The 26,996-nt window shown below is 67.3% G+C and carries 25 protein-coding genes; 12 read left to right on the plus strand and 13 right to left on the minus strand.

Annotation, left to right across the window (positions count from 1 at the left end):
- Window positions 1-20 precede the first annotated feature (20 nt).
- The 4 genes from ACPEES_RS00150 to ACPEES_RS00165 are packed head-to-tail and all read right to left on the minus strand — an operon-like array spanning window position 21 to window position 3,433.
- On the minus strand, window positions 21-941 hold the full coding sequence (locus ACPEES_RS00150; RefSeq protein ID WP_435099495.1) for a patatin-like phospholipase family protein: 921 nt from the start codon (window positions 939-941) through the stop codon (window positions 21-23).
- Window positions 938-1,393 carry a CBS domain-containing protein gene (locus tag ACPEES_RS00155; protein WP_435099498.1) on the minus strand — a complete coding sequence of 152 codons (456 nt, stop codon included), beginning with the start codon at window positions 1,391-1,393 and terminating at the stop codon, window positions 938-940. Before ACPEES_RS00155 ends, ACPEES_RS00150 begins: the two co-directional genes overlap by 4 nt.
- Before the next feature lie 40 nt (window positions 1,394-1,433).
- Window positions 1,434-1,709 (minus strand): acyl carrier protein, encoded by a 276-nt coding sequence (locus ACPEES_RS00160; protein ID WP_435099501.1) that lies wholly within the window; start codon window positions 1,707-1,709, stop codon window positions 1,434-1,436.
- Entirely contained in the window at window positions 1,706-3,433 is a 1,728-nt protein-coding gene (locus ACPEES_RS00165; RefSeq protein WP_435099504.1) for an AMP-binding protein, read from the minus strand. Before ACPEES_RS00165 ends, ACPEES_RS00160 begins: the two co-directional genes overlap by 4 nt.
- A gap of 154 nt (window positions 3,434-3,587) precedes the next feature.
- On the opposite strand from ACPEES_RS00165, the gene ACPEES_RS00170 reads away from it, so the two are divergent.
- The 7 genes from ACPEES_RS00170 (at window position 3,588) to ACPEES_RS00200 (ending at window position 12,879) form a co-directional block, all read left to right on the plus strand.
- Window positions 3,588-6,305 (plus strand): bifunctional acetate--CoA ligase family protein/GNAT family N-acetyltransferase, encoded by a 2,718-nt coding sequence (locus ACPEES_RS00170; RefSeq protein ID WP_435099507.1) that lies wholly within the window; start codon window positions 3,588-3,590, stop codon window positions 6,303-6,305.
- Window positions 6,306-6,465: 160 nt separating this feature from the next.
- Window positions 6,466-7,617, plus strand: a complete 1,152-nt coding sequence (locus ACPEES_RS00175) for an efflux RND transporter periplasmic adaptor subunit (RefSeq protein ID WP_435099510.1) — start codon at window positions 6,466-6,468, stop codon at window positions 7,615-7,617.
- A complete protein-coding gene (locus tag ACPEES_RS00180) occupies window positions 7,614-8,300 on the plus strand; it encodes an ABC transporter ATP-binding protein (protein WP_435099513.1) in 687 nt (228 codons plus the stop codon). The genes ACPEES_RS00175 and ACPEES_RS00180 overlap by 4 nt, the downstream gene beginning before the upstream one ends.
- Window positions 8,297-9,502 carry an ABC transporter permease gene (locus ACPEES_RS00185; RefSeq protein ID WP_435099516.1) on the plus strand — a complete coding sequence of 402 codons (1,206 nt, stop codon included), beginning with the start codon at window positions 8,297-8,299 and terminating at the stop codon, window positions 9,500-9,502. Before ACPEES_RS00180 ends, ACPEES_RS00185 begins: the two co-directional genes overlap by 4 nt.
- Complete coding sequence (locus ACPEES_RS00190) at window positions 9,502-10,701, plus strand: ABC transporter permease (protein ID WP_435099519.1); 1,200 nt, start codon at window positions 9,502-9,504, stop codon at window positions 10,699-10,701. The genes ACPEES_RS00185 and ACPEES_RS00190 overlap by 1 nt, the downstream gene beginning before the upstream one ends.
- A gap of 33 nt (window positions 10,702-10,734) precedes the next feature.
- Window positions 10,735-11,832 (plus strand): CapA family protein, encoded by a 1,098-nt coding sequence (locus ACPEES_RS00195; protein ID WP_435099522.1) that lies wholly within the window; start codon window positions 10,735-10,737, stop codon window positions 11,830-11,832.
- A gap of 24 nt (window positions 11,833-11,856) precedes the next feature.
- Window positions 11,857-12,879: a hypothetical protein gene (locus tag ACPEES_RS00200; protein WP_435099525.1), complete on the plus strand. Its 1,023-nt coding sequence runs from the start codon at window positions 11,857-11,859 to the stop codon at window positions 12,877-12,879.
- Between the two features lie 141 nt (window positions 12,880-13,020).
- Here the strand turns inward: ACPEES_RS00200 and ACPEES_RS00205 are convergent, their stop codons facing one another.
- Entirely contained in the window at window positions 13,021-14,010 is a 990-nt protein-coding gene (locus ACPEES_RS00205; protein WP_435099528.1) for a ribose-phosphate diphosphokinase, read from the minus strand.
- Window positions 14,011-14,202: 192 nt separating this feature from the next.
- On the opposite strand from ACPEES_RS00205, the gene ACPEES_RS00210 reads away from it, so the two are divergent.
- Complete coding sequence (locus ACPEES_RS00210) at window positions 14,203-14,721, plus strand: hypothetical protein (RefSeq protein WP_435099531.1); 519 nt, start codon at window positions 14,203-14,205, stop codon at window positions 14,719-14,721.
- Between the two features lie 215 nt (window positions 14,722-14,936).
- Here the strand turns inward: ACPEES_RS00210 and ACPEES_RS00215 are convergent, their stop codons facing one another.
- The 5 genes from ACPEES_RS00215 to ACPEES_RS00235 form a co-directional block, all read right to left on the minus strand.
- Window positions 14,937-15,647, minus strand: a complete 711-nt coding sequence (locus tag ACPEES_RS00215; protein ID WP_435099534.1) for a dienelactone hydrolase family protein — start codon at window positions 15,645-15,647, stop codon at window positions 14,937-14,939.
- Between the two features lie 53 nt (window positions 15,648-15,700).
- A complete protein-coding gene (locus ACPEES_RS00220) occupies window positions 15,701-16,150 on the minus strand; it encodes a CBS domain-containing protein (protein ID WP_435099537.1) in 450 nt (149 codons plus the stop codon).
- Window positions 16,151-16,294: 144 nt separating this feature from the next.
- On the minus strand, window positions 16,295-16,801 hold the full coding sequence (locus tag ACPEES_RS00225) for an Hsp20/alpha crystallin family protein (RefSeq protein ID WP_435099540.1): 507 nt from the start codon (window positions 16,799-16,801) through the stop codon (window positions 16,295-16,297).
- 169 nt (window positions 16,802-16,970) lie between these two features.
- Window positions 16,971-19,784, minus strand: coding sequence for an AMP-binding protein (locus tag ACPEES_RS00230; protein WP_435099543.1), 2,814 nt, complete (start codon window positions 19,782-19,784; stop codon window positions 16,971-16,973).
- A gap of 80 nt (window positions 19,785-19,864) precedes the next feature.
- The gene (locus ACPEES_RS00235) at window positions 19,865-20,314 is read right to left on the minus strand and encodes a TCP-1/cpn60 chaperonin family protein (protein ID WP_435099546.1); all 450 of its coding nucleotides are present in this window, start codon (window positions 20,312-20,314) and stop codon (window positions 19,865-19,867) included.
- 41 nt (window positions 20,315-20,355) lie between these two features.
- Between ACPEES_RS00235 and ACPEES_RS00240 the strand changes: the two genes are divergently transcribed.
- Window positions 20,356-20,490 carry a hypothetical protein gene (locus tag ACPEES_RS00240; RefSeq protein ID WP_435099549.1) on the plus strand — a complete coding sequence of 45 codons (135 nt, stop codon included), beginning with the start codon at window positions 20,356-20,358 and terminating at the stop codon, window positions 20,488-20,490.
- A 13-nt stretch (window positions 20,491-20,503) separates the two neighbouring features.
- Window positions 20,504-21,280, plus strand: coding sequence for a bifunctional DNA primase/polymerase (locus tag ACPEES_RS00245; protein WP_435099552.1), 777 nt, complete (start codon window positions 20,504-20,506; stop codon window positions 21,278-21,280).
- Between the two features lie 94 nt (window positions 21,281-21,374).
- On the opposite strand, the gene ACPEES_RS00250 is transcribed toward ACPEES_RS00245, so the two are convergent.
- Window positions 21,375-21,698 (minus strand): hypothetical protein, encoded by a 324-nt coding sequence (locus ACPEES_RS00250; RefSeq protein WP_435099555.1) that lies wholly within the window; start codon window positions 21,696-21,698, stop codon window positions 21,375-21,377.
- A 113-nt stretch (window positions 21,699-21,811) separates the two neighbouring features.
- Complete coding sequence (locus ACPEES_RS00255) at window positions 21,812-22,165, minus strand: hypothetical protein (protein ID WP_435099558.1); 354 nt, start codon at window positions 22,163-22,165, stop codon at window positions 21,812-21,814.
- Window positions 22,166-22,842: 677 nt separating this feature from the next.
- Here ACPEES_RS00255 and fnr point away from each other — a divergent pair.
- Window positions 22,843-23,619: a fumarate/nitrate reduction transcriptional regulator Fnr gene (gene fnr / locus ACPEES_RS00260; protein ID WP_435099561.1), complete on the plus strand. Its 777-nt coding sequence runs from the start codon at window positions 22,843-22,845 to the stop codon at window positions 23,617-23,619.
- A gap of 107 nt (window positions 23,620-23,726) precedes the next feature.
- Entirely contained in the window at window positions 23,727-25,574 is a 1,848-nt protein-coding gene (locus tag ACPEES_RS00265) for an adenosylcobalamin-dependent ribonucleoside-diphosphate reductase (protein WP_435099564.1), read from the plus strand.
- A gap of 72 nt (window positions 25,575-25,646) precedes the next feature.
- Here ACPEES_RS00265 and ACPEES_RS00270 read toward each other — a convergent pair whose 3' ends face one another.
- Window positions 25,647-26,978, minus strand: coding sequence for an MFS transporter (locus ACPEES_RS00270; protein WP_435099567.1), 1,332 nt, complete (start codon window positions 26,976-26,978; stop codon window positions 25,647-25,649).
- Window positions 26,979-26,996: the final 18 nt, after the last annotated feature.

Raw genomic sequence — 26,996 nt, forward strand, 5'->3', positions numbered from 1 at the left:
GCACGGCTCGGCGGTCGGGTTCAACCCGCATCGGACGGCTTTCCGGACAACGCCTTGCGGCACCGTTCGTGTGATTCGATTGCCGCGGCAAGGTCGCGTTTGAATGTTTCCCGTGCCGGCCGTGCCTGGGTAACGATGTCATCGAGCCGGTAGAACTCGAGGGTGCGGATGTCGACGAGTGCCGGCTTGACGTAGATGTCCGGCTCGGAACTCGCGCGTTTCGCCGCGACAATGCTCGTCTGCATGATGTCGAAAGTGTTCAGCACCGCATCCAGCGAGGATAGTCGCTCCGTACGGGACCGCGTGCCGGTCACGTCGACGGCGACGGTAATATCGCAATCGCGCGGCAGTATGTCCCAGGGCACCGGGTTGACTACGCCGCCGTCGACGAGCAGGCGATCATCGATGTGCACGGGCGTGAACAGGCCGGGGATCGCCATACTGCCCTCCACCGCCCGCCGGAATGGGCCGCGGTCGAACACGACCTGCCGGCGACGCCAGAAGTCGGTGGCAACCACCGACAAGGGGATCTCCAGCTCCTCGAACACGGTGGCCTCGATTTGGTGATAGAGCGCCGCGAGCAGACGCTCCGTGCTGATCAGCCCGCCGCGGCCGATTTCGGGTTCCAGCAGCCTTGCCCAGCGGAAGACGTTCTTCTCCAGGAGAATGGTTCGCAGGGAGTCGGAATCCCCTATGGCGAGGTCCGCGGCGATTTCCCGAATCCCCGTCGCCGGAATGCCGGAGGCGTAAAGCGCGCCGATCACGGCGCCGGCACTCGTACCGGCGATGTGGCACGGCTTCACGCCGAGCTCGTCGAAGACCTCCAGCATGAGGATATGCGCCAACCCTCCTGCTCCGCCCGCACCGAGTGCCAACCCGATGCGTGGCGTAGCCCGCGATGGCCCGGCCTGCCCGTCACGCGTCGACACTGCGGCGGTCACCGCTCGTCCCCGGCAGCCTCCGGCCCCTGCCCCGTCGTCGCGCGGCGCAGAGCCCAGAGCAGATCCTCCCGTGCAATCACGCCGGTGACCACGCCGTCCGTAGCCACCGGGAAGCTCTTGTTCCGGGTCTCCACCATCTTGTCGAGAACGCGCGTGAGCGGGAGCTCGGGGGGCACGGTGATGGGTTCACGCGTCATCACTTCCGCGACCGGGCGGGTGACGATTTCCTCGTAGTGCGGAATCTTCGCGGCGGTCGTGAATGAAAAGGCACGCAGGATGTCCAGCTTGGTAGCGACGCCCTCCAGACGTCCGGTGTGATCGACCACCGGCACGCCGTTGAAGTCGTTGCGTGCGAATATCGCTTCGAGCTCACCCAGTGTCGTGTCCTGGCTGATCGTGACGGGATCGCGGGTCATGGCGTCGCTGACCCGGTAGTGCAGGAACTCGTACATCCTTGCCACCTCCTTCTTGGCCAGGGAACTCTCCCGCAGTCTACATGCCGCGATCATGCCGGTCGCTGCCCGTGTCATGGATATTGCCGAGATACGCCAGGCAGCCGTTGAGGCTCGATAGCTTCGGATAGTCGTACTCGGGGATGCGGCGGCCGAGGCGGTCCTCGAGAGCGAGAACGAAGTTGACGAAGTCCACGGAGTCGATCTCCGCCTGGTCGCGAAAGGCGACCTCGGGCTGGATCGTTTGCGGATCGATGTCCGGCGCGACTTCACGCAAGGCGTCGAGAATCGTCTCCTGCATGGGCTGGTCGGTCATGATGCCTCCCCCGTCTCCGGTTGGCCTGCTTGTGCGTCCAGGAGTGTCGACAGATCGCCGGGGTCGTCCCCCGTGCTCTGCGCGCGAAGCACCCGACGGGCGATCTTGCCGGAGCGCGTGTAGGGCAGCGTTGCACGGAATTCCACCGTGCGCGGGGCCACTGCCGGCCCCAGTCGGCGGCGGGCGTGGGCGATGAGCGCCCGCGAGAGCGTCGTGTCTGCCCTGATGCCCTCGTCCACGACCACGTACGCATGCACTCGCTCCCCGGTCATCGGGTCCGGCAGCCCGACCACCGCGACGTCCACCACCGCCGGATGGCCCCGCAACGCCGCCTCCACCTCCGCCGGGCCCACCAGGTGGCCGGCGGTTTTGATCAGGTCGTCACCCCGGCCGACGAAAGTGAGCCATCCGTCGGCATCACGTTTGACCATGTCACCGGTGAGGTAGCAGCCATTCCGGAAACTCGCCGCATAGCGTTCGGGGTCGTTGAGATAGCCGCGGAACATCGACGGCCACTGCGCGCGCAGGGCGAGCTCTCCCGGCTCGCCGGCAGCCGTTACGCGGGTCAGTCCGCCATCCGCATCTCGCGCCACCACCTCTGCCTCCACACCGGGCAACGCCTTGCCCATTGCGCCCGGCGGGCACTGCGATTCGGGCAGGCTCGCGATCATGATCGACCCGGTCTCCGTCTGCCACCAGGTGTCACGGATACGCCGACCCAGCGCGTCTTCCGCCCAGTCCGCGCAGGCGCGGTCGAGTGGCTCGCCCACGCTCGCGGCGACGCGCAGGTGGGAAAGGTCGCGCCCTTGCCACAGCGGTGTGCCGCAGCGGCGCAGCATACGGAGCGCGGTGGGCGCGATGTACCAGACGGCCACACGTTGGTGCTCGAGAATATCCATCCAGCGCACGGGATCGAATTCACCGCCGTCGACGATCACCGTCGCGCCCACCGCCAGCGGTGCAATCACGCCGTAGGCGATGCCGGTCACCCAACCCGGGTCCGCCGTGCACCAGAAGATATCGCCGGGCTGCAAGTCGAGCGCTACCGACGCGCTGTGATGTTGGGCGACCACCGCCTCGTGAACATGCTCGACGCCTTTCGGCGTGCCGGTCGTGCCGCTGGTGAAGTGCAGCAGGGCGGGATCATCGTCGGCAGTCGGCGGCACGGGCGAGGCCGCGGTTACCTGCTCCAGCAGCTCGGGGTAACTCGCGCATCCCTTATCCCGCACGGTGGCGTCGTCGAGAATGAGAATGCGCTCGATGCCGTAGTCCGCCGGATCCAGCGCCGTGAAGCGCCGCCCGAACAGCGACGCCGTGGTCACGACCACCCTGGGACGTGCGAGTGCCAGGCGGGCGGCGAGCGGCTCCGGACCGAATGCGGTGAACAGGGGGCAGAAGACCGCCCGCATGCGCACGCAGCCGAGCAGCATGGCAAAGAGCTCCGGCCGGCGGCCGCCGAGCCAGGCGACCCGGTCACCGGGGACGACGCCGAGATTCGCCAGGGCGGCGGCAGTGCAGGCGCTGCGTTCGGCGAGGTCGGCGTAGGTCCACTCGCTGACCCGGCCCCGGGGCTCGATGTAGCGCACGGCCACGCGGGCGCCGTCACCGGCGCGGACATGGCGGTCCGCGGCTTCGTGCGCGATGTTGATGCCGCCACCGGGCAAGCCGTCGAGCCGGCGCCTGGCGGCACGCCAGATATTCTCTGCATTGCCCGAGCTGCGCATCGTCGCACCCACGGCAGTAACGGATCGTCCGTATATTGGCCCGATCCGTGCCGGCGAGGCTTGACCTGGGACAACCATGCGCCAGGTCTGCCAGGTGATAATCCCTATTTCGCGCTTAGCACAGTCCGCGTTACGGCGTCGAAGGGAGGCGCTCATGACGATAAGGAATCTCGGCCACCTCTTCTCACCCACGTCGGTCGCGTTGATCGGCGCCAGCCGGACCCCGCAATCGGTGGGCGCCGTCGTGGCGCGCAATTTGTTCAAGTCCGGGTTCGACGGCCCGATCATGCCCGTGAATCCCAAGCACCGGGCCGTTCAGGGCGTTCTCACCTATCCGGACGTGGCGAGTCTGCCGGTAACGCCGGATATGGCGGTAGTCTGTACGCCTCCCGACACGGTGCCCGGCCTGATCCGCGAACTCGCCGAACGCGGCACGAAGGCGGCAGTGGTCATCACGGCCGGGTTCGGCGAAGGCGGCGACGAGGCCGGTGCCGAACGGCGTCGGGCGATGCTGGAGGCCGCCCGGCCCAGCCTGATGCGAGTGGTCGGACCGAACTGCCTGGGCGTGCTGGTACCGAGAATCGGCCTCAATGCGAGCTTCTCCCACATCACGCCCAGATCCGGGCGCCTGGCCTTCGTCACGCAGTCGGGGGCGATCGTCACCTCCGTGCTGGACTGGGCGCAGAGTCGCGGGATCGGGTTCTCCCATCTGGTGTCGCTGGGCGATATGGCCGATGTGGATTTCGGCGACATGCTGGACTACCTGGCCAACGATGCCGAAACCCGAGCCATCCTGCTCTACGTGGAAGCTGTCACCAACGCCCGCAAGTTCATGTCCGCCGCTCGCGCGGCGGCGCGCATGAAACCGGTAATCGTGGTCAAGGCGGGACGCCACGCAGAAGGCGCACGCGCGGCCGCCTCCCACACCGGTGCGCTGGCCGGTGCGGACGCAGTGTACGACGCGGCCTTTCGCCGTGCAGGCATGCTGCGGGTGTTCAGCCTGGACGAGCTGTTCGCCGCCGTGGAGACACTCGCCATGAGCGAGATCCCCCATGGCGACCGCCTGGCCATCGTCACCAACGGCGGTGGCATCGGTGTGCTGGCGACGGATGCTTTGATCGATCAGCACGGGACGCTGGCGGAGCTGGGCGAGCAGACCATCGCCAACCTTGACGACGTGCTGCCGCCGACCTGGTCCCGCGGCAATCCCGTCGACATCATCGGCGACGCCCCGGGACAGCGCTACGCCGACGTGCTCGCGATACTGATGGACGCCCCCGAGGTGGATGCCGTGCTTGTCTTGAACTGCCCGACCGCTGTGGCCGATAGCGTCGAGGCGGCACAGGCGGTCATCGACACCGCCGAACGGTTCGTGCACGACAATGGCCGGGCGCGCCACCAGACCCTGCTCACGAGCTGGGTAGGGGAAACCACGGCCGAGCAGGCCAGGGCGCTGTTCGGCGAGCACCGCATCCCCACTTACACGACACCGGAAGCGGCAGTTCGGGCCTTCATGCACGTGGTGAACTATCGCCGCAGTCAGGAGGCTCTGATGGAGACCCCTCCGTCCGTTCCCGAGGATTTCGATTTCGACCGCGAGCGTGCCCGGCGCATCATCGTCCAGGCTGCGGACGAACAACGCGAGTGGCTGACCGAACCCGAGGCCAAGGATGTGCTCGCCGCTTACGGCGTGCCGGTGGTGACGACACGCATTGCCGCCTCGCCACGGGAAGCCGCCGAGCTCGCCGCGAACCTCGGCGGCCCGGTGGCCGTGAAGATTCTCTCCGCGGACATCACCCACAAGTCCGACGTCGGTGGGGTCGATCTGGACCTGGCGGGGCCCACGGCCGTGCAGAGCGCTGCGGAGGCCATGCTGGCGCGGATAGGTGAAGCGAAACCCGATGCGCGTATCGAAGGGTTCAGTGTCCAGCCCATGGTGCGCCGTCCGGGGGCCTACGAGCTCATCGTCGGCATGACCGACGACCCCCAGTTCGGCCCGGTGATTCTCTTCGGCCACGGCGGAACCGCCGTGGAGGTGTTGAAGGACCAGGCGCTGGGCTTGCCGCCGCTGAACATGAAGCTCGCCCGCGAGATCATCTCGCGAACCCGTATTCACACCCAGCTCCAGGGCTATCGGGGTCTGCCGGCTGCGAATATCGACGCCATCGCGCTGACGCTCATCCGCATCGCACAGCTCGTCGCCGACGTGCCGGAAATCGTCGAGCTGGACATCAATCCACTGCTTGCCGACGCCTACGGCGTTCTCGCGCTGGATGCGCGTGTGCGTCTCGGCGAACGCAATGGCGAGGGCACCGAAAGGCTCGCGATACGCCCCTACCCCAAAGAGCTGGAAGAGGACGTGCCCCTCGGCGACGGCCGCACGCTGCAGCTGCGGCCCATTCTGCCCGAGGACGAGCCCGCCCTGCAGCGGGCGTTCGCCAAGCTCACCCCCGAGGAGGTGCGCCTGCGCCTGTTCGTGCCCGTGAAGACGTTGTCCCACGTCACCGCTGCCCGGTTCACGCAGCTCGACTACGATCGGGAGATGGCATTGATTCTCTGTGACCATGCGCGTGCGGGCGAGGCGGAGATCTACGGCGTGGTTCAGATTTCCACCGATCCGGACAACGAACGCGCGGAGTACGCCATCATCGTCGGCCACGAGGTCACCGGCATGGGGCTGGGCATGCTGCTCATGCGGCGGATCATCGACTACTGCCGAGCCCGTGGCACCCGCAGGATATTCGGCGATGTGCTGCGGGACAACGCGACCATGCTGCGCCTGTGCGAGCGATTGGGCTTCGTGCGTCACCCGGTGCCGGAAGAGCCGGAGATCGTCCGCGTGGAGCTGGCGCTCTCGCAGTCACCGTCGTGACCGTCTGCACGGGGGAACGTCGTGGCTCGTGGACGCACGGGGGGCGGGCATGCGGCCCCGTCCGGTGCCGCGGTGCAGCCAAAGTGGCGATTCGAAAGATCAGTAATGCGTGCTCCGACATGTACCGACGGGCGTCTCGCCCAAACCAACGGGGAAGCGATTGCGTAACTATCGTCGGCTTGTCGTCTGGACCGCGGTCCTCGTGCTGCTGGCTGCCGGTGTCTGGTACTGGAGCCGCCCTGCTCCGCCGCAAGTCCGGATTGCCCCCGTCGAGCGCGGCGCGGTAGAGCGTACCGTGAGCAATACCCGGGCGGGCACGGTCAAGGCCGCGCGGCGGGCGCGTATATCGCCGAGCACGAGCGGCCAGGTCGTCAGTCTCCCGGTTCACGAAGGCGCGCGGGTGGAGGCTGGCGACCTGCTGCTCGAGCTGTGGAACGACGATATCCGCGCCGAGCTGGAAGTCACGCGGGTGAGCGCCGAAGCCGCGGACGCCCGCGCCGATCAGCTTTGCGTGCAGGCACGCGCAGCGAAACGCGACGCTGATCGCATACAACGCTTGCGCAGCCAGGAATCGGTCTCGGAGGAAGCGGCGGATCGTGCGGTCAGCGAACGCGACGCCAGCGCTGCCGCCTGTCTGGCCGCCCGCAAGGACGCTACCACCGCCCGGCACCGCATCGCGGCCGTCGAGGCGGCCCTGGCGCGCACTCGGCTGCATGCCCCGTTCGACGGCGTCGTCGCCGAGGTCAACGCCGAGCTCGGCGAGATCGTCACCCCCTCCCCCATCGGCATCCCGACGCCCCCGGCGGTGGACCTGATCGATACCACCACGCTGCTGGTCAGCGCCCCCATCGACGAAGTGGACGCGCCGGCGGTGGCCGTGGACATGCCTGCGCGCATCAGCCTGGATGCGTTTCCCGGACGTGTCTTCGATGGCCGTGTCACCCGTATCGCCCCGTACGTTCTGGACGTGGAGAAACAGGCCAGAACGGTGGAGGTGGAAGTCACCTTCACCGCCGAAAGCGAAACGCAGCGACTTCTGCCCGGTTACAGCGCGGATGCGTTGATCCTGGTGGACGTGGCCACCGATGTGCTGCGCGTGCCGAGCGAAGCCATGGCGGGTGATGACGCCGTGCTCGTCGTCACCCGGGATGGACGTGTGGCGCGACGTCAGGTGACCACGGGGATCCGCAACTGGGATTTCACGGCCGTGCGTGCGGGCCTCGACGACGACGACCGGGTAATCGTCTCCAGCGACCACGCCACCCTCACCGAGGGGATGGCCGTGCGCATCACCGAGGACGACACGCCATGATCCAGCTCGACGGCGTACAACGGCATTTCACCGTGGGCGGCGAGCTGGTCCGCGCGCTGGATGGCGTCGACCTCGATCTGGCCGACGGCGAATACGTATCGATCATGGGGCCATCGGGGTCCGGCAAGTCGACGCTGCTGCACGTGCTCGGCCTTCTCGACCGCCCCACGAGTGGCGTTTACCGCATCGACGGACGGGACGTCACCGCCCTCGATGACGAGGTCCGTACCCGGGTACGCGCCGAGAAGATCGGCTTCGTCTTCCAGTTCTTTCATCTCGTCCCGCGTCTCACCGCCGCCGAGAACGTGGAGCTGCCCCTCACCCTGGCAGGCGTGCCACCGCCGCAGCGGCGGGAACGCGTCATGCAGGTGCTGGAGGCCGTCGGGCTAACGGGGCGTGCCCGCCACCTCCCGGGCCAGCTTTCTGCCGGCCAGCGCCAGCGCACCGCGATCGCGCGGGCTACCGTGACCTCTCCGTCGCTGCTGCTGGCCGACGAGCCTACCGGGAATCTCGACCGCCGCACCGGCAGTGACGTCATCGACCTGCTCGAACGCCTCAATACCGGGGGTATCACGTTGGTGGTCGTCACCCACGACCCGGAGATCGGCGGGCGAGCGGGGCGCCACATCCGCCTGGTCGACGGACGCGTCGCCGCTGACGACGGCGTGAGGGCCGCGTCGTGACCACCGTGGACGGCGTGCGTTTCGCCGTACGCGCCCTCGCCGGCTATCGAAACCGTAGCCAGTTGATGCTCGCCGCCATGGCCATCGGCGTGGCCGCGGTGGTCGTTCTCACCGGTCTCGGCGAGAGTGCGCGTCGTTATGTCGCGGGCGAGTTCGCTGCTCTGGGCACCAATCTCCTGGTGGTGCTGCCGGGGCGCAACGAAACCACCGGCGGCGCGCCGCCCATCGTGGGTGCCACTCCCCGCGACCTCACCATCGACGACGCGCTCGCACTGTATCGCAGTCGTGCCGTCGCCCGGGTGGCGCCGCTGAACGTGGGCGAGGCGCCGGTTTCCCACGGGCGGTTCAGCCGTGACGTCACCATTCTCGGGACCACTGCCGCCTACGATGCGGTGCGTTCGCTGCACCTGGAGTCCGGCCGTTTTCTGCCCGAAGAAGCGCTCGATCGGCCCAGCCCGGTGGTCGTTCTGGGTGTGACCGTGCGCCAGGAGCTCTTCGGTGACACCGCGGCGCTGGGGCGTTGGGTGCGCATCGGTGATCGCCGCTTCCGCGTCATCGGCATCTCCGTGCAGCGGGGCCAGTCCCTGGGCGTGGACATGGACGATGTGGCCATCATACCGGTGGCCTCCGCTCAGGCGCTGTTCGACACGCCGTCGCTGTTCCGCATCCTCGTCCAGGTCCGCGAGCGCGGCGCGCTGGCGCAGGCACAGGCGGATGTGCGACGAATCATCCGCGAACGCCATGAGGGCGAGGACGACGTCACGGTGATCACCCAGGACTCGGTGCTCGCCGCCTTCGACCGCATACTCTCGAGCCTGACGCTGGCGGTGGGCGGCATCGCCGCCATCAGCCTGGTTGTCGCCGGCGTGCTGATCATGAACGTCATGCTCATCGCCGTGAGTCAGCGCACGGCGGAAATCGGCCTGTTACGGGCGCTCGGGGCGTCCAGGCGGCAGGTGCTGGCGTTGTTCCTCGGCGAAGCCCTGCTGCTCGCGAGTGCCGGCACCGTCGTCGGCATAGCGCTGGGCCTCGTCGGCGGCGCGCTGATCCACCTGGCGTTCCCGGTGCTGCAGCCGTGGCCGCCGGTTTGGGCACCCGCCGCGGCGGCGGCGATCGCACTGGTGACCACGGCGGTGTTCGCCTGGCTGCCGGCCCGCCGCGCCGCGCGCCTGGATCCTATCGTGGCTTTGGCGGGTCACTGATGCGAATCGCCGACTATCTGCGTCTGACATGGCGCACCGTGGTCGCCCTGCGGCTGCGCAGCGCGCTCACGGCGCTGGGCATCGCCATCGGCATCGCCGCGGTGATTCTGCTCACCTCCATCGGCGAGGGGCTGAACCGGTTCGTGCTCGCCGAGTTCAGCCAGTTCGGCACGAATATCATCGCCGTGAATCCGGGGCGCCAGTCCACCCATGGCGCTTCCATCGGCATATTCGGCACGGTCAGCCCGCTGACCATCGACGACGCCGAGGCCTTGCGGCGTATACCCGGGGTACGCGCGTCGATGGGCGTCATCCAGGGTAACGCCGAGGTGGAATCCGGCCGCCGTGCCCGTCGCACGATGGTGCTCGGCGTCGGCGCCGAGATGCCCGCCGTGTTCTCGTTCGCACCCGCAATCGGCCGTTTCCTGCCGCCGGATGATCCCACGACCGCGCGGCCGCTGGCGGTGCTGGGGAGCAAGGTCCACGAGGAACTCTTCGGTGCCCGCGACGCGCTGGGCGAGCGGATACGCATCGCCGGCAGCCGGTTTCGGGTCGTCGGCGTGATGGCGAGCAAGGGCCAGATCCTCGGTTTCGACATGGATGATGCCGTCTACATCCCCACTGCGCGAGCGCTCGAGCTGTTCAACCGTGACGGTGTCATGGAGATTGACGTGCTCTACCGTGAGGGCCGCTCCGCCCGCGAGGTCGCCGAGGCCGTCGCGGCCGTGCTGACGGCACGTCACGGCCGCCGGGATTTCACCATGACCACCCAAGAGGAGATGCTGAGCACACTCGGCTCGGTGCTCGACGTGCTCACGTTCGCCGTGGGCGCGCTGGGTGCGATCTCGCTGGCCGTGGGCGCGGTGGGCATACTCACCATCATGACCATCGCAGTGCGCGAGCGTACCGCTGAAGTCGGCCTGTTGCGCGCGCTGGGCGCCAGCCGCGGTCAGGTCATGATGCTCTTTCTCGGTGAAGCAGTGGTACTGGCAACGCTCGGAGGCGCGACCGGGCTCGCGCTGGGGGCCGCCGGGGGGCAGCTCCTGAGGGTGGTGGTGCCGGGGTTGCCCGTGCACACCCCCTGGGAATTCGCCGTCGCCGCCATCGCGGTCGCGGGTCTGATCGGCCTGATCGCCGGCGCGTGGCCCGCCCGGCGCGCTGCCGACCTTGACCCCATCGATGCACTCCGCGCGGAATGATGCAAGCAATGCCCGTGAACCGGTGAGGTTGCCATGATCACGCTGTTTCTATGCGGTGACGTGATGACGGGGCGTGGCGTCGACCAGATCCTGCCTCACCCCGGCGATCCGCAGCTGCACGAGGCGTTCGTCCGGAATGCCCGTTATTACGTGGCCCTCGCCGAATCGGTCAATGGCTGCATTCAGCGCCCGGTGTCATTCGACTACATCTGGGGCGAGGCGCTCAGTGAGCTCGATGCCCGCGCCCCCGCGGCGCGGATCATCAATCTGGAGACCAGCGTCACGACCAGTGACGATGCCGCGCCGAAGGGCATCAACTACCGCATGCACCCGAGGAATGTGCCCTGTCTCACGGCTGCGGGTATCGACTGTTGCGTGCTCGCGAACAATCATGTGCTCGACTGGGGCAGCGCAGGCCTGCGGGAGACACTGCAGGTGCTCGACAACGCCGGGCTCGCGCATGCCGGTGCGGGGGCCGATGGCACGGCGGCCGCCTCCCCCGCCCGGCTGCCGATCGGTAACGGCGGACGTCTGCTGGTGTTCGCGGCAGCCACTGGTGACAGCGGCGTACCTCCGGGCTGGGCCGCGACGCCGGCAAACCCCGGCGTTCGCCGCCTGCCCGATCTCTCGGAGCAGACGCTCAGGGCGCTCGCCACCACTGTGACCGCGCAGCGTCGCCGCGGCGACATCGTGCTGTTCTCGCTGCACTGGGGCGGCAACTGGGGGTTCGAGGTGTCAGCGACCGCGCGCCGGTTCGCCCGCGGATTGATCGACAGGGCCGGCGTCGACGTGGTCCACGGCCATTCGTCACACCACGTCAAAGGACTGGAAGTCCACCGGAACCGCCTGATTCTTTATGGCTGCGGCGATTTTCTCAACGACTACGAGGGTATTGGCGGGCATGATCGTTACCGTGGCGATCTTGGCCTGATGTACTTCCCGCGCCTGGATTCCGCCTCGGGACGGCTGCAGGGGCTGGACATGGTGCCCACGCGCATACGGCGGATGCGTATCGAGCGTGCTCACGGCGAAGACCGGCAATGGCTGGCGCGGACCATGGTGCGCGAGTGTGCCCGCCTCGGTTCCCGGGTGCGATACGGCGACGACGGCCCTTTGACGCTCGGGCCCTGATCGACCGGCGAGGGTGAGCACGGAATGCAGACAGCGTCTTTGCAAGCACAACGGGAGCGCCAGCGCGAGGTGGTCGATTACCTGGCTCGGAGCGCCGGTGCCGGCGACGACCACGATGGCGTGGAAGTGCTGGAGACGCACCTGTCGTGGCTCTTCCTCACCGCCTCGACCGTTCTCAAGCTCAAGAAGCCGCTGCAATACGCCTACCTGGATTACTCGAGCGTAGCGGCCCGGCGCAGACAGTGCGCGGCGGAAGTCCGCCTCAACCGCCGTCTGGCACCGGCCGTCTACCTCGGCGTGAGCGCTGTCACGGAGACGGTCGCGAATGGTCTCGCCCTGGATGGTAACGGCGCGGCTGTCGAGCACCTGGTGCGGATGCGGCGCCTGCCCGCTGCCGCCAGCCTGGAGCGACTGCTGGAATGTGGCGGGCCTTCTTTGCAGTGCGTGGATGCTCTGGCCACCACCCTGACCCGTTTTTACGAGAAGCTACCCGGCGCCTGCCGGAGTCCGGATCATTACCTGGCGCGGTTGTACCAGGACATCCAGGCTGACCTAGAGGCCCTCACCGCGCCACGCTACGGGCTCGACCGGTCGCTGGTTCGGCGCGTGGGCAATGCGCTCACGCGGATGGTGGACGCGCAGGCGTCGACACTAATGGAGCGCGCCCGGGCCGGCCGGGTCGTGGAAGGCCATGGCGACCTCAGGCCGGAGCACGTCTATTTCTCCCCGCAGCCCGTGGTCATCGACTGTCTGGAATTCAGCCGTGATCTGCGCACGCTGGACGCCGTCGACGAGCTCGGCCTGCTCGCCATGGAATGCGAGCGCCGGCAGGCGGGCTGGGTGGGCAGGCGACTCGTCCGCCGCTATGCCGAGTTGGCCGCTGACGAGCCGACCGCCAGGCTCTGCGCGTTATTCATGGCCCGCCGTGCCCTGCTCTGGGCGAAGCTCGGTGTCTGGCACCTGGACAGGGACCCGGCGCGCGATCGTGACAAGTGGATGCACCGCGCCGTCGAGTATCTCACCCTGGCACAGCGATATGTGCTCTAGCCCGACTCCCCGATCAGCGAATACGCGCCCCGCGCATCGTTGCACGTCGATTCGCGACGAAACCGCACACACCGTCGGCTCGATGCGCGAGCAGGCGGTTGCGGAGATGGGAGCAGAACGCGCGCCGGGTGACCGCGCACGTTACCACGCCTCCATCATATCGACGACCGAGTGATTTTCGTGCATGCAGCGGATTGCCCCGGCGACCAGAGGTGTCGTATCCACGACGTCCAGTCGCGCCTGCCGCAGCGCTGGCGAGAGACGAAATGGCGGCACGGTGTCGGCGATCAGCAGTCGTTCCAGAGACGCCTCCGCCAGGACTCGGCTGGCATCCCCGGTGAACAGACCGTGAGTGGCGACGGCGTAGACGCGTTGTGCGCCGCCCTGCTGACAGGCCGCGGCCGCACGCGCAATGGTGCCGCCGGTGCTCACGAGGTCATCCACGATGATGGCGGTCTTGCCGGCGACGTCGCCCACCATCGCGTCGCCGGACACTATCCCCTCGCTGCGTTTCTTCTCCAGGAACGCCATGCTGGGGGTGATGGCGGTTCGCTCGGCCAGGGTTTCCCTGAGGTGCTCCGCGCGTTTGTAGCCGCCGGTGTCCGGGGAGACGATCGCAAGCTCGCCATCGGTCATTGCGTCCGTGAGCGCCCGGGCGAACAGCGGCCGCGCTTCCAGATGTACCGTGGGCACGCGGAAGGCGTTCTCGAACGCCGCGGGATTGTGCACGTCGACCGCAACGACGCGGTCCACGCCCATGGATTCGATGAGCTCCGCCAGATACCGGGTGGTGACCGGGTCATGGGGTTTGGTCCGACGATCCTTGCGGGCGTAGGCGAGATAGGGAATCACCGCCGTTACCCGCTCGGTCTGGGCGTCCCGTAGTGTTCCCAGCAAAAACAGCAGGTGCAGGAGCTTGTCGTTCACGCTCTGCTCGGCGTCACCGTAGAGGGCCTGAATGACGTAGACATCGCGCCCGCGCACGCTCTCCAATGGGCGGCTTTTGTGCTCGCCATCCTCGAAGGCGCGTTCCTCGTGCGCCGTCAAACGGCTGTCCAATGCAGCCGCCACCCGGTGGCCGTATTCCGCGCTCGCCGCCGGGGCGAATAGCGAAAGGTCGCTCTGGCTCATACGTTCCGATTCCGGTCGAATCCCATATTTGAGCTGTAGCACATTCGCGCGATGCCCACCGTTGACACACGTCAATGCCGCTATTGGTCACCCATACGAGACTCACAGTTCGGGGATGAAGGGTAACGGGCATCGCCGTGAGTCACGGACTTGCGGATCGACACAGTCAGCTATTCGGAGTTGGTGGAGTTCATGACAGAGAGCACGCAACCCCAGGAATTCATGGCGCTGGAGGCCCGTTGGCTTCGGATCTGCCAGGATCTGACCGTCGGGACCCTGAACCGCATGAGTGCCCTGCCGACGAACCCCGGCGGCTGGGATGGACCGTACCGGGAAATACTCGGGGTCGCCCGTCGGGCGGTCGACGACACCCTCGCGCTGGAACGCGACTGGGTGGATGCCTGCACGCGGTTCGAGGAATCCGTGCCCTACACGGAGCCTTTCGCCAAGGGCAATGCCACACTCGTGCGCGCCGCTATCGATGGCCGCGAGCCGCTATGGCATGCATGGTTCGACGCTGCCGAACATCTGGCCGATGCCGGCCCGGCTGCGAATGCGCTGGCATTCCCTGTAAATGCGGCGTTTCAGGCGTGGAAGGATGCCATGGAAGGCATACAGCAAACGGCGGCGGAGACCGCTGCGCCGCAATCGGCCGCCAAGACCGGGCAGACTGCGGAAAAGCCGGCAAAGGGGACCAAGGCGTCCAGTTGATGCAACGCGTCCGGGTGGCCGTATGGGCTGCCCGGGCCTTCCACGCACCGCGGTGATCGTCTGTGCGACGCGCACCGGCGCGATTCCTCTCTCACGTTCGTGTGCCCAGGGCCAGTAGCGCGCCGGTAGTAGCGATTCGAGCTACCTCGTCGCTGGGTCGCTCTTCGTGAGCGTTGGCTCTGCGTTTCCCCGTTCAGGAACCGCGGAGTAACTCTCTATTCCCCCGAGCGGTCATTGCCCCCGGTCCGTTTCCCGTCCAGGTATTGCAGAAACCACTCGCAGGCCAGCTCGGAGACGCGTTCCAGCGCGCCGCGCTCCTGAAACAAGTGCGTGGCGCCGGGAACGATCTCGATGCGCGCGACACGACGCATCGGGCGGGCGGCGCGGCGGTTGAGATCCAGGACCAGCGGGTCGTTCCCACCCACGATCAGCAACGTGGGCGCGCGCACCCGGTCCAGATAGCGCTCCGCCAGGTCCGGACGTCCGCCCCGGGAGACGACCGCGGAGACGCGGTCGGGGCGTCGGGCCGCCGCGATCAGCGCCGCGGCGGCGCCCGTGCTCGCGCCGAAATATCCCACCGGCAGGCCGGCGAGCGTGTCCTGGTCCGACAGCCAGTCCGTAGCGGCGACCAGACGGCTGGCAAGCAGCGGGATATCAAAGCGGTACTCGCGGGTGACCTCGTCCTCCCGCTCTTCCGCCGCGGTCAGAAGATCGAGGAGCACCGTCGCCAGTCCGCTGTCGACCAGTCGTGCGGCAACGGCACGATTGCGGGGGCTCAGCCGGCTGCTGCCGCTGCCGTGGGCGAATACCACCACGCCGTAGGCGGCGGCGCTGCGCGGCCGGGTGACATCGGCGCTCAGACGCACGTCTTCCGCTTCGATGACGACGGAGGTGGCAACCGGTGCCGGCGCGTCACGATCTGTCATGGCGGTGCCTCCCGCAGGGCCGCGGGTCCAGCGGCTCCGATGCTCGGAATCCCTCAGGGGCGGCGCGCTTGCTCGCGTTCGCGTTGGCGCTCGACGACAGCGGCCAGGTCGTCGAGCATCTCCGCGAGCAGCCCGATGACGTCGTCCACGGCAATCAGGCCGACCAAATCCCCCGCATCGTCGACGACCGGTACCCGACGCACGGCCTGATGGCGCATCAGCTCCAGGGCGTCGAAGAGGCTGTCATCCTCGCGTACCAGATAGGCCGACTCGGTGACGATGTCGCGCAGCGCGAGGGTCTCCGCCTGCAACCCGGTAGCCATGACCTCCACCACCAGGTCCCGATCGGTCACGATGCCTGTCGGGCGACGGACGTCACCACGGTCCTCGACCAGGACCACATCGCCAATGTGCTGCTCGCGCATGAGTTTCGCCGCGGCCGCCACCGACTCGTCGCCACGCATGATGATGACGTCACGGGTGCAATACTCGCCCACTGACATGACCGGCCCCTCCCGACGGGCACGGCTCAGGCCGCACCCGGATAGTTTACGAACGCGGTCATGGGTTTGCCACCGCTCGGCGCGCTCCCGAGGTGCCACGGCGGCGTGGCGCGACACCGGAGGTGGCGATACCCATGCGCGATCCTACTTCACCTCGATCCGCCGCCGCCGGGATTCCTTGATTTTCGGCAGGGTCAACTCGAGGATGCCATCCTTGAACTCGCCTTTCGCCTTGTCCGCGTCCACATCCCCGGGCAGCGCCACGGTGCGCGCGAACGCGCCTTGCGTGATCTCGCAGCGATAATAATCGCCGCCCTCGTCCCGTGTCTCGCTGCGGGTCTCGCCCTTGATCGTCACCGTGTCGTCGGTCACCGAGACATCGATATCCTCACGTTTGATGCCCGGGACCTCGGCACGCACCACGATCTCCTTGTCACGGTCGACGACGTCGACCTTCGGCAGCCGTGGCTCCATGGCGGCGAACTGGTCCCAGGGCGGACGCTGCCATCGCGCCGGCCGCAACCATCCGCGATTGAAGACGTCCTCGAAGAACCGCTCCATCTCCTCCCACGGCGCCCATCCGCGGGAGGCAGGGGCCGGCGTGGTGGTCTCGGGGGACCGGGAAACGTCTTTCCCGCTTTCGTTGGCCATGTCACATACTCCTTCGGCCTAGCCGATCGTTGTACAACCAGACGCGCGGAATGCAGGATCGAATGACGTGAAAATCGACCCTCGAGGCAATCTAGATCGCGGGGTGGCGGTACACGTTGACGTGAATCAACGGCCAAGGTAGTAGCACGAGCCGTCAATCAGGGCGGGTTCAGGACGCCAGATCGGGCTCGCCACATCGGTCCAGGATGAACGTCCGGCTCGCCTCGCGGAGCCTGACGGCCTCGGACCAGCCATCGCTGTGTGGTTCGAGCGGTGCACCGACGCAAACGCCCACCGGGCCGGGACGCGGCAACCAGTCACTACCGCGCATCAGCGAGCGGGTACCCCGCAGAGCGACCGGAACAACCGCGATGCCGTTACGCACGGCGGCAACGAAGGCGCCCATGTGAAAGGCGCCAAGGCCGGCGCCACGATGCAGCGTGCCTTCCGGGAAAACGGCAAGGGAATCGCCCCGTTCGATCGCCACGAAGGCCTGCTGCGTATCCTCGCTCGCCGCCTGCGGGTCGAGGCGTTCGACGAACAACGTACCCAGCCGCCGCAACAGCACGCGCACCAGGGCGTTTCGGCCGAGCTCGCGCTTGGCCAGGTAGCGGAAGTCCCGGGGTAGCGCCGCCGTGAGCACGAGTGCGTCGAGATAGCTCGCGTGGTTGGCGACCAGCACGCAGGGGCCGCAGTCAGTCAAATGCTCGATACCTTCGCGCTGGATGCGGATGCCCGTCATTGCCGCTGCGAGCCGCACGCATCGGCGCGCCAGCCACCAACGCCATTGCCGCCTCGGAAGCACCACCGCGCTCGACCCGACCAGCGTGGCCATCACCCCGAACACCGCCCAGGCGTAGACGGCATAACCCCACTCCCCCAGACGGGCCGTCCGTGCGCGCAGGCGAGTGACGGCGCTTTCCGTCGCCAGCCGGAGCACCTGCCACCACGCCGCCGCCGTGGGGGCGCCCAGGCGTGCGCTGCGGTAGAGCTCACGTGTCGCCGCGCGCCGGATCTTCCCGCTGGACGTCTTGAGCACGCTGTGCGGTGGCACCAGGCGCACGTCATCGGCCGGCAGGTTGATGATGTCCACCGTCGCCTCGCGAATGGCCTGCGCCAGGCGCTCGCGCTCGTCGGTGTCCTTGACTCGGGTCTCGGCGACTACCACGAGCGCTTCCACGCCGGTTTCCGCGTCCGGGTTTCCGAACACGGCGACGCACCCCTTGCGCACCCCTTGCAGTCGCCCCACGGCTTCTTCGAGCTCATAGGGGTAGACGTTGCGTCCGCCGCGAACGATGACATCCTTGCTGCGTCCGCTGATGTGTACGTCGCCGCCGACCAGGTACCCGCGATCACCGGTTCGCAGCCATGGACCGTCGTACAGAGAACGGGTGGCATCCTCGTTGTACAGATAGCCGTCGGTGGCGGAAGGTCCCCGGAACTCGATCTCGCCCTCGCGCCGCTCCGCGAGCTCCTGGCCGGCGGCGCCGACGATGCGGACTTCGTGCCCGGAAAGCGGCGGCCCGCAGTTGACGAACGTCAACGCCGGCTCGTCACCGTGGACCGGCTCCGCTTTGCCGGTGGCGACGAACTTCTCGCGGCCGACCCGGTCGCTCACCGGTCCCCGTCCCGGCGTGGGTACGCACAGTCCCACGGCCGCCTCGGCGAGGCCGTAGACGGGCATCAGTGCCTCACGTCGGAACCCGTGGGGAGCGAATGCCTCGGCGAACCGCTCCATGGTGACAGGGCTGACCGGTTCCGCGCCGTTGAAAGCCACCCGCCAGCCGGAGAGATCCACGCCTTCGAGGCGTTCGGACGTAATGGCACGCAGGCACAGCTCGTAGCCGAAATTCGGCCCCCCGGAGATCGTGCCGCCGTGCTGGTGAATGATCTCCAGCCACCGCAATGGCCGGGCGAGAAAGCCCAGCGGCGACATCACCACCAGCGGCATTGCGTAGTACAGGCTGCCCAGCCAGGCGGCGATCAGGCCCATATCGTGGTAGAGCGGCAGCCAGCTGACGAATACATCCTCCGGGGTGACATCCAGACGCTCGCCCATCGCGCGGATGTTGGCGAGAAGCTGCGCGTGAGTCAGGGTCACGCCCTTCGGGTCACCCGTGCTGCCGGAGGTGTACTGGAGCAGCGCGAGATCGTCGCTGCCGGCTGCTTCATCCTCGCCGGATGTTTCCGGTCGGGTCAGCTCGTCAACGGTGACGATGCCTTCCAGCCGCGGTGCTTCGGCGCGCAACAGCCTCGCCACTTGCCGCGCCTCGGCCACGGTGATCAGAACCCGCACCTCGGCGTTGGTCAGGATACGGCCGTGGCGGCGAAGATGCTCTTCGAGCTGACTTGCACGCGCCGGTGGGTAGATCGGCACCGGCGTGGCGCCGATGCGCAACGCCGCCAGAAACGCCGTGAAGTACTCGGCGCCCGTGGGCAGCATCAGCGCCAAGGCATCGCCCCGGCGTATCCCCCGCGCCGTCAGTCCCCCGGCGACCGTCCGTGCGCGCCGGTCGAGCTCTGCGTAGCTCAGCGTCTCCGGTGGCCCGTCGGAGGCGTAGATCGTCAGGTGCGGGCGGTCGGCGTGGCGGTCCAGGTGCCAGTCCAATGCGTCGGTGAGGGTGGTCGCCTGTCTCGGAGCCCCGGTGACCGGGGGGATCTCCATCGGCGACGGCTGGGGGCGGTCGGCGCTGGCGTGGCCATGGGCGCTGACGATCGCCTCCAGCAGCTCGGCGGGCGTGTCGGCGGCCAGCGCCTGTTCGGGCAAATCCACGTTGAACGCCCGCTCCACGCGCAGCACGAGCTCGGCTCGTGCCATGCTGTCCAGTCCCAGGTCCCGGTCCAGCCGCGATTCGAGCGCAACCGCCGGCGGTGCCGTCGCCCCGGGGTGCGACTCACGCACCAGGCGGTGGACGATCTCCAGGAGCTGGTCTGTCAGCGCCTCGCGGTCCCGCGAGGCCGCCCTCGGGCCCGGTTCCGTCATGCCGTTGTACCCGTCGCGCGGCGACAGCCTGTGCGCGATGTGGGGAAGGGCCGCCTGCGCGCGCCGGTAACGGCACCGCTCTACAGGCCCATTTCCGGCGTTGCCGGCCCTTCCCGCTCTTTCTCCGGAATTTCCGTCATGGTGGCCTCTGTAAGGAGTAGCACACTGGCGACGGAAACGGCATTCTCCAGCGCGATTCGCACGACTTTGGTGGGATCGACGATGCCCGCCTCGATCAGGTCCACGTAGGCGTTGCGGGCGGCGTCGAAGCCGATGGCGCCCTCGCTGTCGAGCATGCGGCTGACGACCACGCCACCGTCCACGGCCGAGTTCTCCGCGATCTGGCGCGCCGGCGCCTGCAGTGCACGCTGAAGAATGCGCACGCCGGTACGTTCGTCCCCGTCACAGCGCTCCGCGCAGACGAAGTGTTGTCCGGGATCAAAGAATGTGCGCCGAAGTCCTCGGATGCCGGGTTCCGCGGGTTGTGGAACCTTGTCCCAGGTCAAAACGCGCAAGGCCGACGGAACCATAATGGTGGTCAGGCCAAGGCGGATGCGCAGGCGACAAATCCATGCCTGAACCCCTGCAGCGCCGGATTCTGCCCTGGAGCTTCCTGGCGCTGGCTCTGGCGGCACTGGTGTTCATCTACTGGTCGACGACCATGAACCGACCGGCGGCACACGCGGTAACGGGCGATGCGACATGAGGGGGGACGAGTGATGAGGCAGACGCCTGCCGAGATCAGCGCCCTGGACTACTGCCATCACGGCTGGTCGGTGGTTCCCGTGCGCCCACGCAGCAAGCGCCCGCTCGTGCGCTGGCTCGAGTACCAGCACCGCTTGCCCGGGGTCGAGGAGATCCGGGAATGGTTCTCGCGGTGGCCCGATGCCAACGTCGCCATCGTTACCGGGCGCGTATCCGGACTCATCGTGATCGATGTCGATCCTCAGCATTACGGCGACGCCAGTATCGCGGCGCTGGAGGAGGAGCACGGTGCCCTGCCCGCCAGTGTCGAGTCCGTCACCGGCGGTGGCGGGCGTCATGTCTACTTCGCCCACCCCGGCGGCGCAGTAGGCAACCGGGCCGGGGTCGTGGCGGGTGTGGATGTTCGCGGCGACGGCGGCTACGTGATCGCACCACCATCCGTTCATCCATCGGGAGAAGCCTATCGGTGGCGCAGGCAACATGCACCGGGCGAGCTACCCGTCGCGCCGATGCCGGCGTGGCTGGTTGCCATGATTGGCGATGGTTCCAGTAAGCGCGGGCGATCGGTCGACGCCTGGCGGGCGCTCATACGCGCCGGCGTGCCGGCCGGCACGCGCAACTCCACCGTGGCCTCTCTGACCGGCCACCTGCTCTGGCATGGCGTCGATGCCGAGATCGCCATGGAGCTATTGCTGTGCTGGAACCGCGTCCGCTGCCGTCCGCCCCTGTCCGACGACGAGGTCATCCGCACCGTCGACAGCATCACGCGCCTGCACGACCAGGCGCACTAATGACACGCGGCGCCCCACGCCGCCGGGTCACCGCGGATCTCGGTGACCCGTAGTGACAAGGGGAATCCATCGATCGTGTTTCAGCGGTTGTGTTTCAGCGCCTTGAGGGGCCGCCCGCCTTCGGCGATGGCCAGCAGACGCTGAGCACCTCCGAACGAAAGCCGCACTTGCGCGCGTACGCCTCGGCGCGCGCCGCATTGCGAAATCGCAGCGGTGCGCCGTCCTCATGACCGAGCACATGCCATTGCGCGCGTCCGCCGGCGATGTGCCATATCCACAACACATAATCATCGGAGCCGTCCCATGCCGGGCGAATCTCGCAGCCGGCGGCCGAATGTCCCCGCAGCAACTGCACGGCTTCGGTGCTCTGGACGGATTGCGTAGCGTCGGGCAGACCGCCCTGTGGTGTATTCGTCATGGTCTTCCCCCTACCCCCTGTCGGGATCGCCCCCCCCTGCCCAGGGGATGCGCTTTCGTGCCCGTATCGTCACGCACGGCTCGCGCGTCCCGGCGCAAGCCACTCGACTTTGGCTAGCGACCGCTCGGGCCGGCGATACCGGTCACCTTATCCGCGGCGGGCGTCGTTTCATGGGGCGGCCAGCGTACGCTTACAGCCTCCGGCCGAAATCCGCACTGGCGGGCGTAAACGCCGGCGAGCTCGGCGTTTAGGAACCGTTGGGGTGTGCCATCGTGGCGGCTGAGAATCTGCCAGCTCGTGGTCCCGCTGGTGCGGTACCAGATCCATACCACGTAGTCGCCGGAACCGTCCCATGCCGGCTGGATCCGGCAGCCACAGGCGATGCGTTCTTGTGTCCGGCCCATCGGCCCACTGCCGGACGCCGATGGCTCGCCCCCAGGCGGGCAGTGGTGCGGCATCATCGTCATGTTTGCGCTCTCCTCCTGCTCATCACCACGAACCTCATGCGGGCCGCGACCAAGCAATTTGGACATACTAATCCGGTCACAGGTAATGCCACATGTCAGCGAGGCTGTCGGGCGTTCTCGCAAGGCGCGAGGAGCGTGGTGTAGCAAGCGCTACATGAGCGACGAGCAACGCCGCGAGAACGCCCGACAGGCTCGCCCGAAGGGAGCGCTTGTGCGGCCCGGCTGCGGCGTTGCGCTCACTCGACGTGAGCCTTGCCACGCCTTCGCTCGCGCGCCTGGCAGCCGAATCGCACAAGCGCTCTGACACGCGGCATTACCTGTGATCGGATTAGTAAAGTGCCATCCGCTCCACGTGTATCGGATGACCCGGGTCAACGAAGCGTCGATCGATAGTGTGCGGTGGGTCGAGGGCTGGCGACATTTCGTTCGGAAATTCGCAAGTCATGTTCCGGACGCCGATCCGGATGCACGCAACGCACGTCACGATTGCATCTCAAGGCTGAATGCAGGCCGATGGGTGGGCGTTGTTATAAACATTCGTTGGCTATAGTGAGTACAGGAGATCGAGACAGTATTCAGGACAATCAACAACAAGCGAAATGCCGGGTGGAGGCCGACGCAACCGGGAATGGTGACGAGGTCGATATTCACGAGCGAGCGAGCACGACTGATTGCTTATGGACGTCTCACGCCTTCGCATCGCCTGCAGCACCTGCAGCACCTGCAGCACCTGCAGCACCTGCAGCACCTGCAGCCTGGCACAACTGTGCCTGCCATTCAGCCTCAGTGCGCGTGATGTCAGCGAGCTCGACGGAGTCGTGCAACGGCGCCGGACGATTCACCGCAGGCAATACCTTTATCGTGCCGATGAGCCCTTTCATGCCGTTTACGCGGTGCGTTCCGGCATTTTGAAGACCAGCCATCTGGCCGCGTACGGCGAAGAGCAAATCACCGGATTTCATCTGCCCGGTGAAATTCTCGGGTGGGATGCGATCATGAGCTGGGCTCATCCCTGCGACGCCGTCGCCGTGGAAACCGCCAGTGTCTGCGTACTGCCGTTCGAGCGCCTGGAGGAACTGGCGCGCACCATTCCGAGTCTGCAACGCCAGATTCTGCGCCTGATGAGCCGTGAGCTGTTCCAGGACCACGAGGCACTGGTCGCAATGGCACGTCGTCCCGCCGAGGAGCGTGTCGTTGTGGCGTTGTTGAGTTTCTCCGAGCGTTTCGCGCGTCTTGGGCGCTCCCCGACGGCCCTGCGCCTTCCCATGACGCGTGGTGAGCTCAGCAATTACCTGGGACTCGCCCCCGAGACGCTGAGCCGCGTTTTCCGACGGCTCCAGGCGAGCAGCCTGCTCCGAGCCTCCGGCCACGAAGTCGTCCTTCACGACCTTGCCGCTTTGCGTCAACTCGTGGGCGACGGCGCCAGCGTCAACCGGCAATCTCAGAGCGGCTAGGGCGGAACCGGAGTCTTCGTCCGGGGCCGGTCCGTCTTCACGGGACCGCGCGGATGGTATCGAAAGGGGCGTCATCCGGATGTCGGGTGCTACAGGGATAGATGGGCATGGCTGACTGGTTCGGTGGCGAGCCTACCGGAATCACCCGGGAGATCTGGGATAGCCGCTACCGTCTGCGTTGCGGACGAAACTGCATCGACGCCGATATTCACGATACCTGGCGGCGCGTCTCCCGGACCGCCGCCGGCGTCGAGCCCGCCCAGCGGCGCGAGCAATGGTCACAGCGTTTCTATGAAGTGCTTGCCCGGGGGCGTTTTCTCCCCGGTGGCCGCATCCTCGCCGGCGCAGGCTCCCCCGGTAGCGTGACCCTGTTCAACTGTTTTGTCATGGGCGTGATCGACGACTCCCTGGCGGGCATCTTCGATGCGCTTCGCGATAGCGCCCTGACCATGCAGCAGGGCGGGGGTGTTGGCCACGACTTCTCCACCCTGCGGCCGCGCGGATGCGTCGCTCGCACGGCGAGTACCGTCTCGAGCGGTCCGGTGTCGTTCATGCATGTCTGGGACGCGATGTGCGCGACCATCGTCTCCACCGGGGCGCGCCGTGGGGCGATGATGGCCACTTTGCGGTGCGACCATCCCGATATCGAGGAATTCGTCGACGCCAAGCGCGAGACGGGGCGGCTGACACGCTTCAATCTGTCCGTCCAGGTGACCGACGCGTTCATCGAGGCTGTACGCGCCGACGCCGCCTGGCCTCTGGTATTTCCGGACGACCGCATTGATCGGCACGGCGGCACCGGCGAGTACGTGTTGCGCGAATGGACCGGACGTGCCAGCGGCGTACGGTGTCGCGTTCTGCGCCGGGTGAGCGCACGCACGCTGTGGCACCGCATCTTGCGGGCCGCGTACGACACCGGTGAGCCCGGCGTACTGTTCATCGACCGTATCAATGCGACCAACAATCTCGGCTACTGTGAGCATATAACCGCCACCAATCCCTGCGGCGAGCTCCCCCTGCCGCCGTACGGCGCCTGTGATCTGGGCTCGCTGAATCTCGTGCGCTTCGTCCGCAAGCCGTTCGGACCGGGCGCATCGTTTGACTGGCGGGCACTGGGGGAAACCGCGGCTGTCGCCACGCGGCTGCTCGATAACGTCATCGACTCGTCGGCATTTCCCCTGCCCGCCCAGGCGGAACGTGCCCGCGCAAGCCGCCGAGTGGGTCTCGGCTTCACCGGGCTTGCCGATACGCTGGCGATGCTCGGTCTGCACTACGATTCCCCGGCGGCACGACGTATGGCCGCGGCGGTGGCTCACGCGGCATGCGTCAGTGCCTACCGCAGCTCCGTGGCGCTGGCACGCGAGAAAGGCGAATTCCCCCAGCTGGAGCGTTCCCGTTACCTGGCGGCGCCATTCGTCGCCCGCCTGCCCGCGGACATCCGCGCCGGCATTCACGCGTACGGCATTCGCAACAGCCACCTCACCGCCATCGCCCCCACGGGCACCATCAGTCTGCTCGCGGGCAACGTATCCACTGGTATCGAACCCATCTACCAGCTCGAGCACGAGCGGGCCGTGCGAACGAGGGGCGGCGGTCATTCACGGGTTCACTGTTTGCGTGACTTCGCTTACGCACTGTGGTGCGAGCACCACGACCCGGAACGGCCGCCGCCATCTCTGGTGGACGCGCTGCGTCTCTCGCCCGGGGCTCATCTGGCCATGCAGGCTGCGGTTCAGCAATGGGTCGACAATGCCATCGCGAAGACCGTCAACGTGGCCGGGGACTGCTCGTTCGGGACGTTCCGCAAGCTCTACGACGATGCCTACGACCTGGGTCTGAAAGGCTGTACGGTATTTCGCCCCAACCCGGTAACGGCCGCAGTGCTGACCCCGGCACGCGGTGCACGCCGCGACATGGCCCTGCACTGTTGTGGCCCGGACCGCGAGCCGGATTGACCGGCCCCGCTCAATGTCCGCCGTGGCGACGGGACGTCACCGGTCATCGCACACGGGAATGCAGTGCCCGTGCTACTGCGATCGCGGCGCGTCGTCATCGGGGGGCTCCGGCTTCCCTGACGTTTCCGGCGGTGTGCTTGCCATAGTCGAGCTTTCCGCCGGGGCGGACATGGCAGTGTCGGGGGCGCGCGGGTCCAGTTCCAGCACGGCCTGCGAGGTATCGGATACCGGCGCGAAAGCCATCTTATCCGGCGCCGGTGCCGGATGCCGCAACCGCATGGCGAGCGCCACGAACACCGCGAGCCCGGCATGCACGACGGCGGTGAATACGAACACCCCCGCCGGGCCGACCATCGTGACCAGCACAGAGGCGGCCACCGGCCCGATCACCGCGCCGCCGGCGAACGCCATGAGCAGGAGGCTGCTGACCGCAACGAACGCCTCGTTGGCCGCATGGTCGTTGGCATGCGCGACGCACAGTGCGTACATGGGAAGCGCGCCGGCACCGAAGGCGAAGCCGGCCCAGCGAATGTAGGCGGTGTGGTCGTCGAGTGTCATGGCGGCGAGCGCCAGCCCGGCGGCGCTGGCGATCACGCAGGCGAGCAGCATCACCTTGCGGCGGTCTAGGCGGTCGGACCACTTGCCGAGCGGCCACTGGAACACGGCGCCGCCGGCAACGGCGATTGCCATGAATGCCGCGATGCCCGGATCCGACAGGCCGATTCTTGACCCGTAGAAGGGAGCCAACGACCAGAACGTGCCGTTGGCCAGGCCTACGCCGATACAGCCGACCAGGCCCACCGGGGCGATGGCGAGAAGCCGGTCGACGGCCGGTGGCGGTGTGACCTGCGGACCGGGCTGGATCATCGTGGTAAAGGCCACGGGCGCCACGGCGAGGGAAACAGCGATACTCACGAGCGCGAACGACGAAAACACATTGGAGTCGATGTAACCGAATAGCAGCTTGCCGGCGATCAGCGCTACCCAGGTCACGACCATGTAAGCGGCGAGAACCCGGCCGCGGGTCTGGGTGGAGGCGAGGTCGTTGAGCCAGCTTTCGATGGCGATGTATACGCCTGCGAACCCGAACCCCGTAATCACCCGTAGAACGAGCCAGGCGCCCTCGCTCGCCAGAATCGTATGGGCGAGCAGCGCGGCCGCGGCCATCGACGTCAGCCCGGTGTAAGCGCGAATGTGGCCGACACGGCGTACCAGGGGCGGCACGAACAGGCAGCCCAGGATCAGCCCGGCGTAGTAGGTCGAGCCGAGCAGGCCGATGGCGACGGTGGAGAAATCGGCCAGCGCTCCGCGAATCGGTATGAGGATGCCCTGAAGCCCGGAGCCGAGCTCGATCAGCGCCACCGCAAGCAGTAGCTGTGCGATGGAAATCAGTGTTCGTGGCATCGTTCCTATCCCCCATCA

Origin of the sequence: Arhodomonas sp. AD133 (genome assembly GCF_051195215.1) — a bacterium.
Taxonomy (GTDB): Bacteria; Pseudomonadota; Gammaproteobacteria; order Nitrococcales; family Nitrococcaceae; genus Arhodomonas.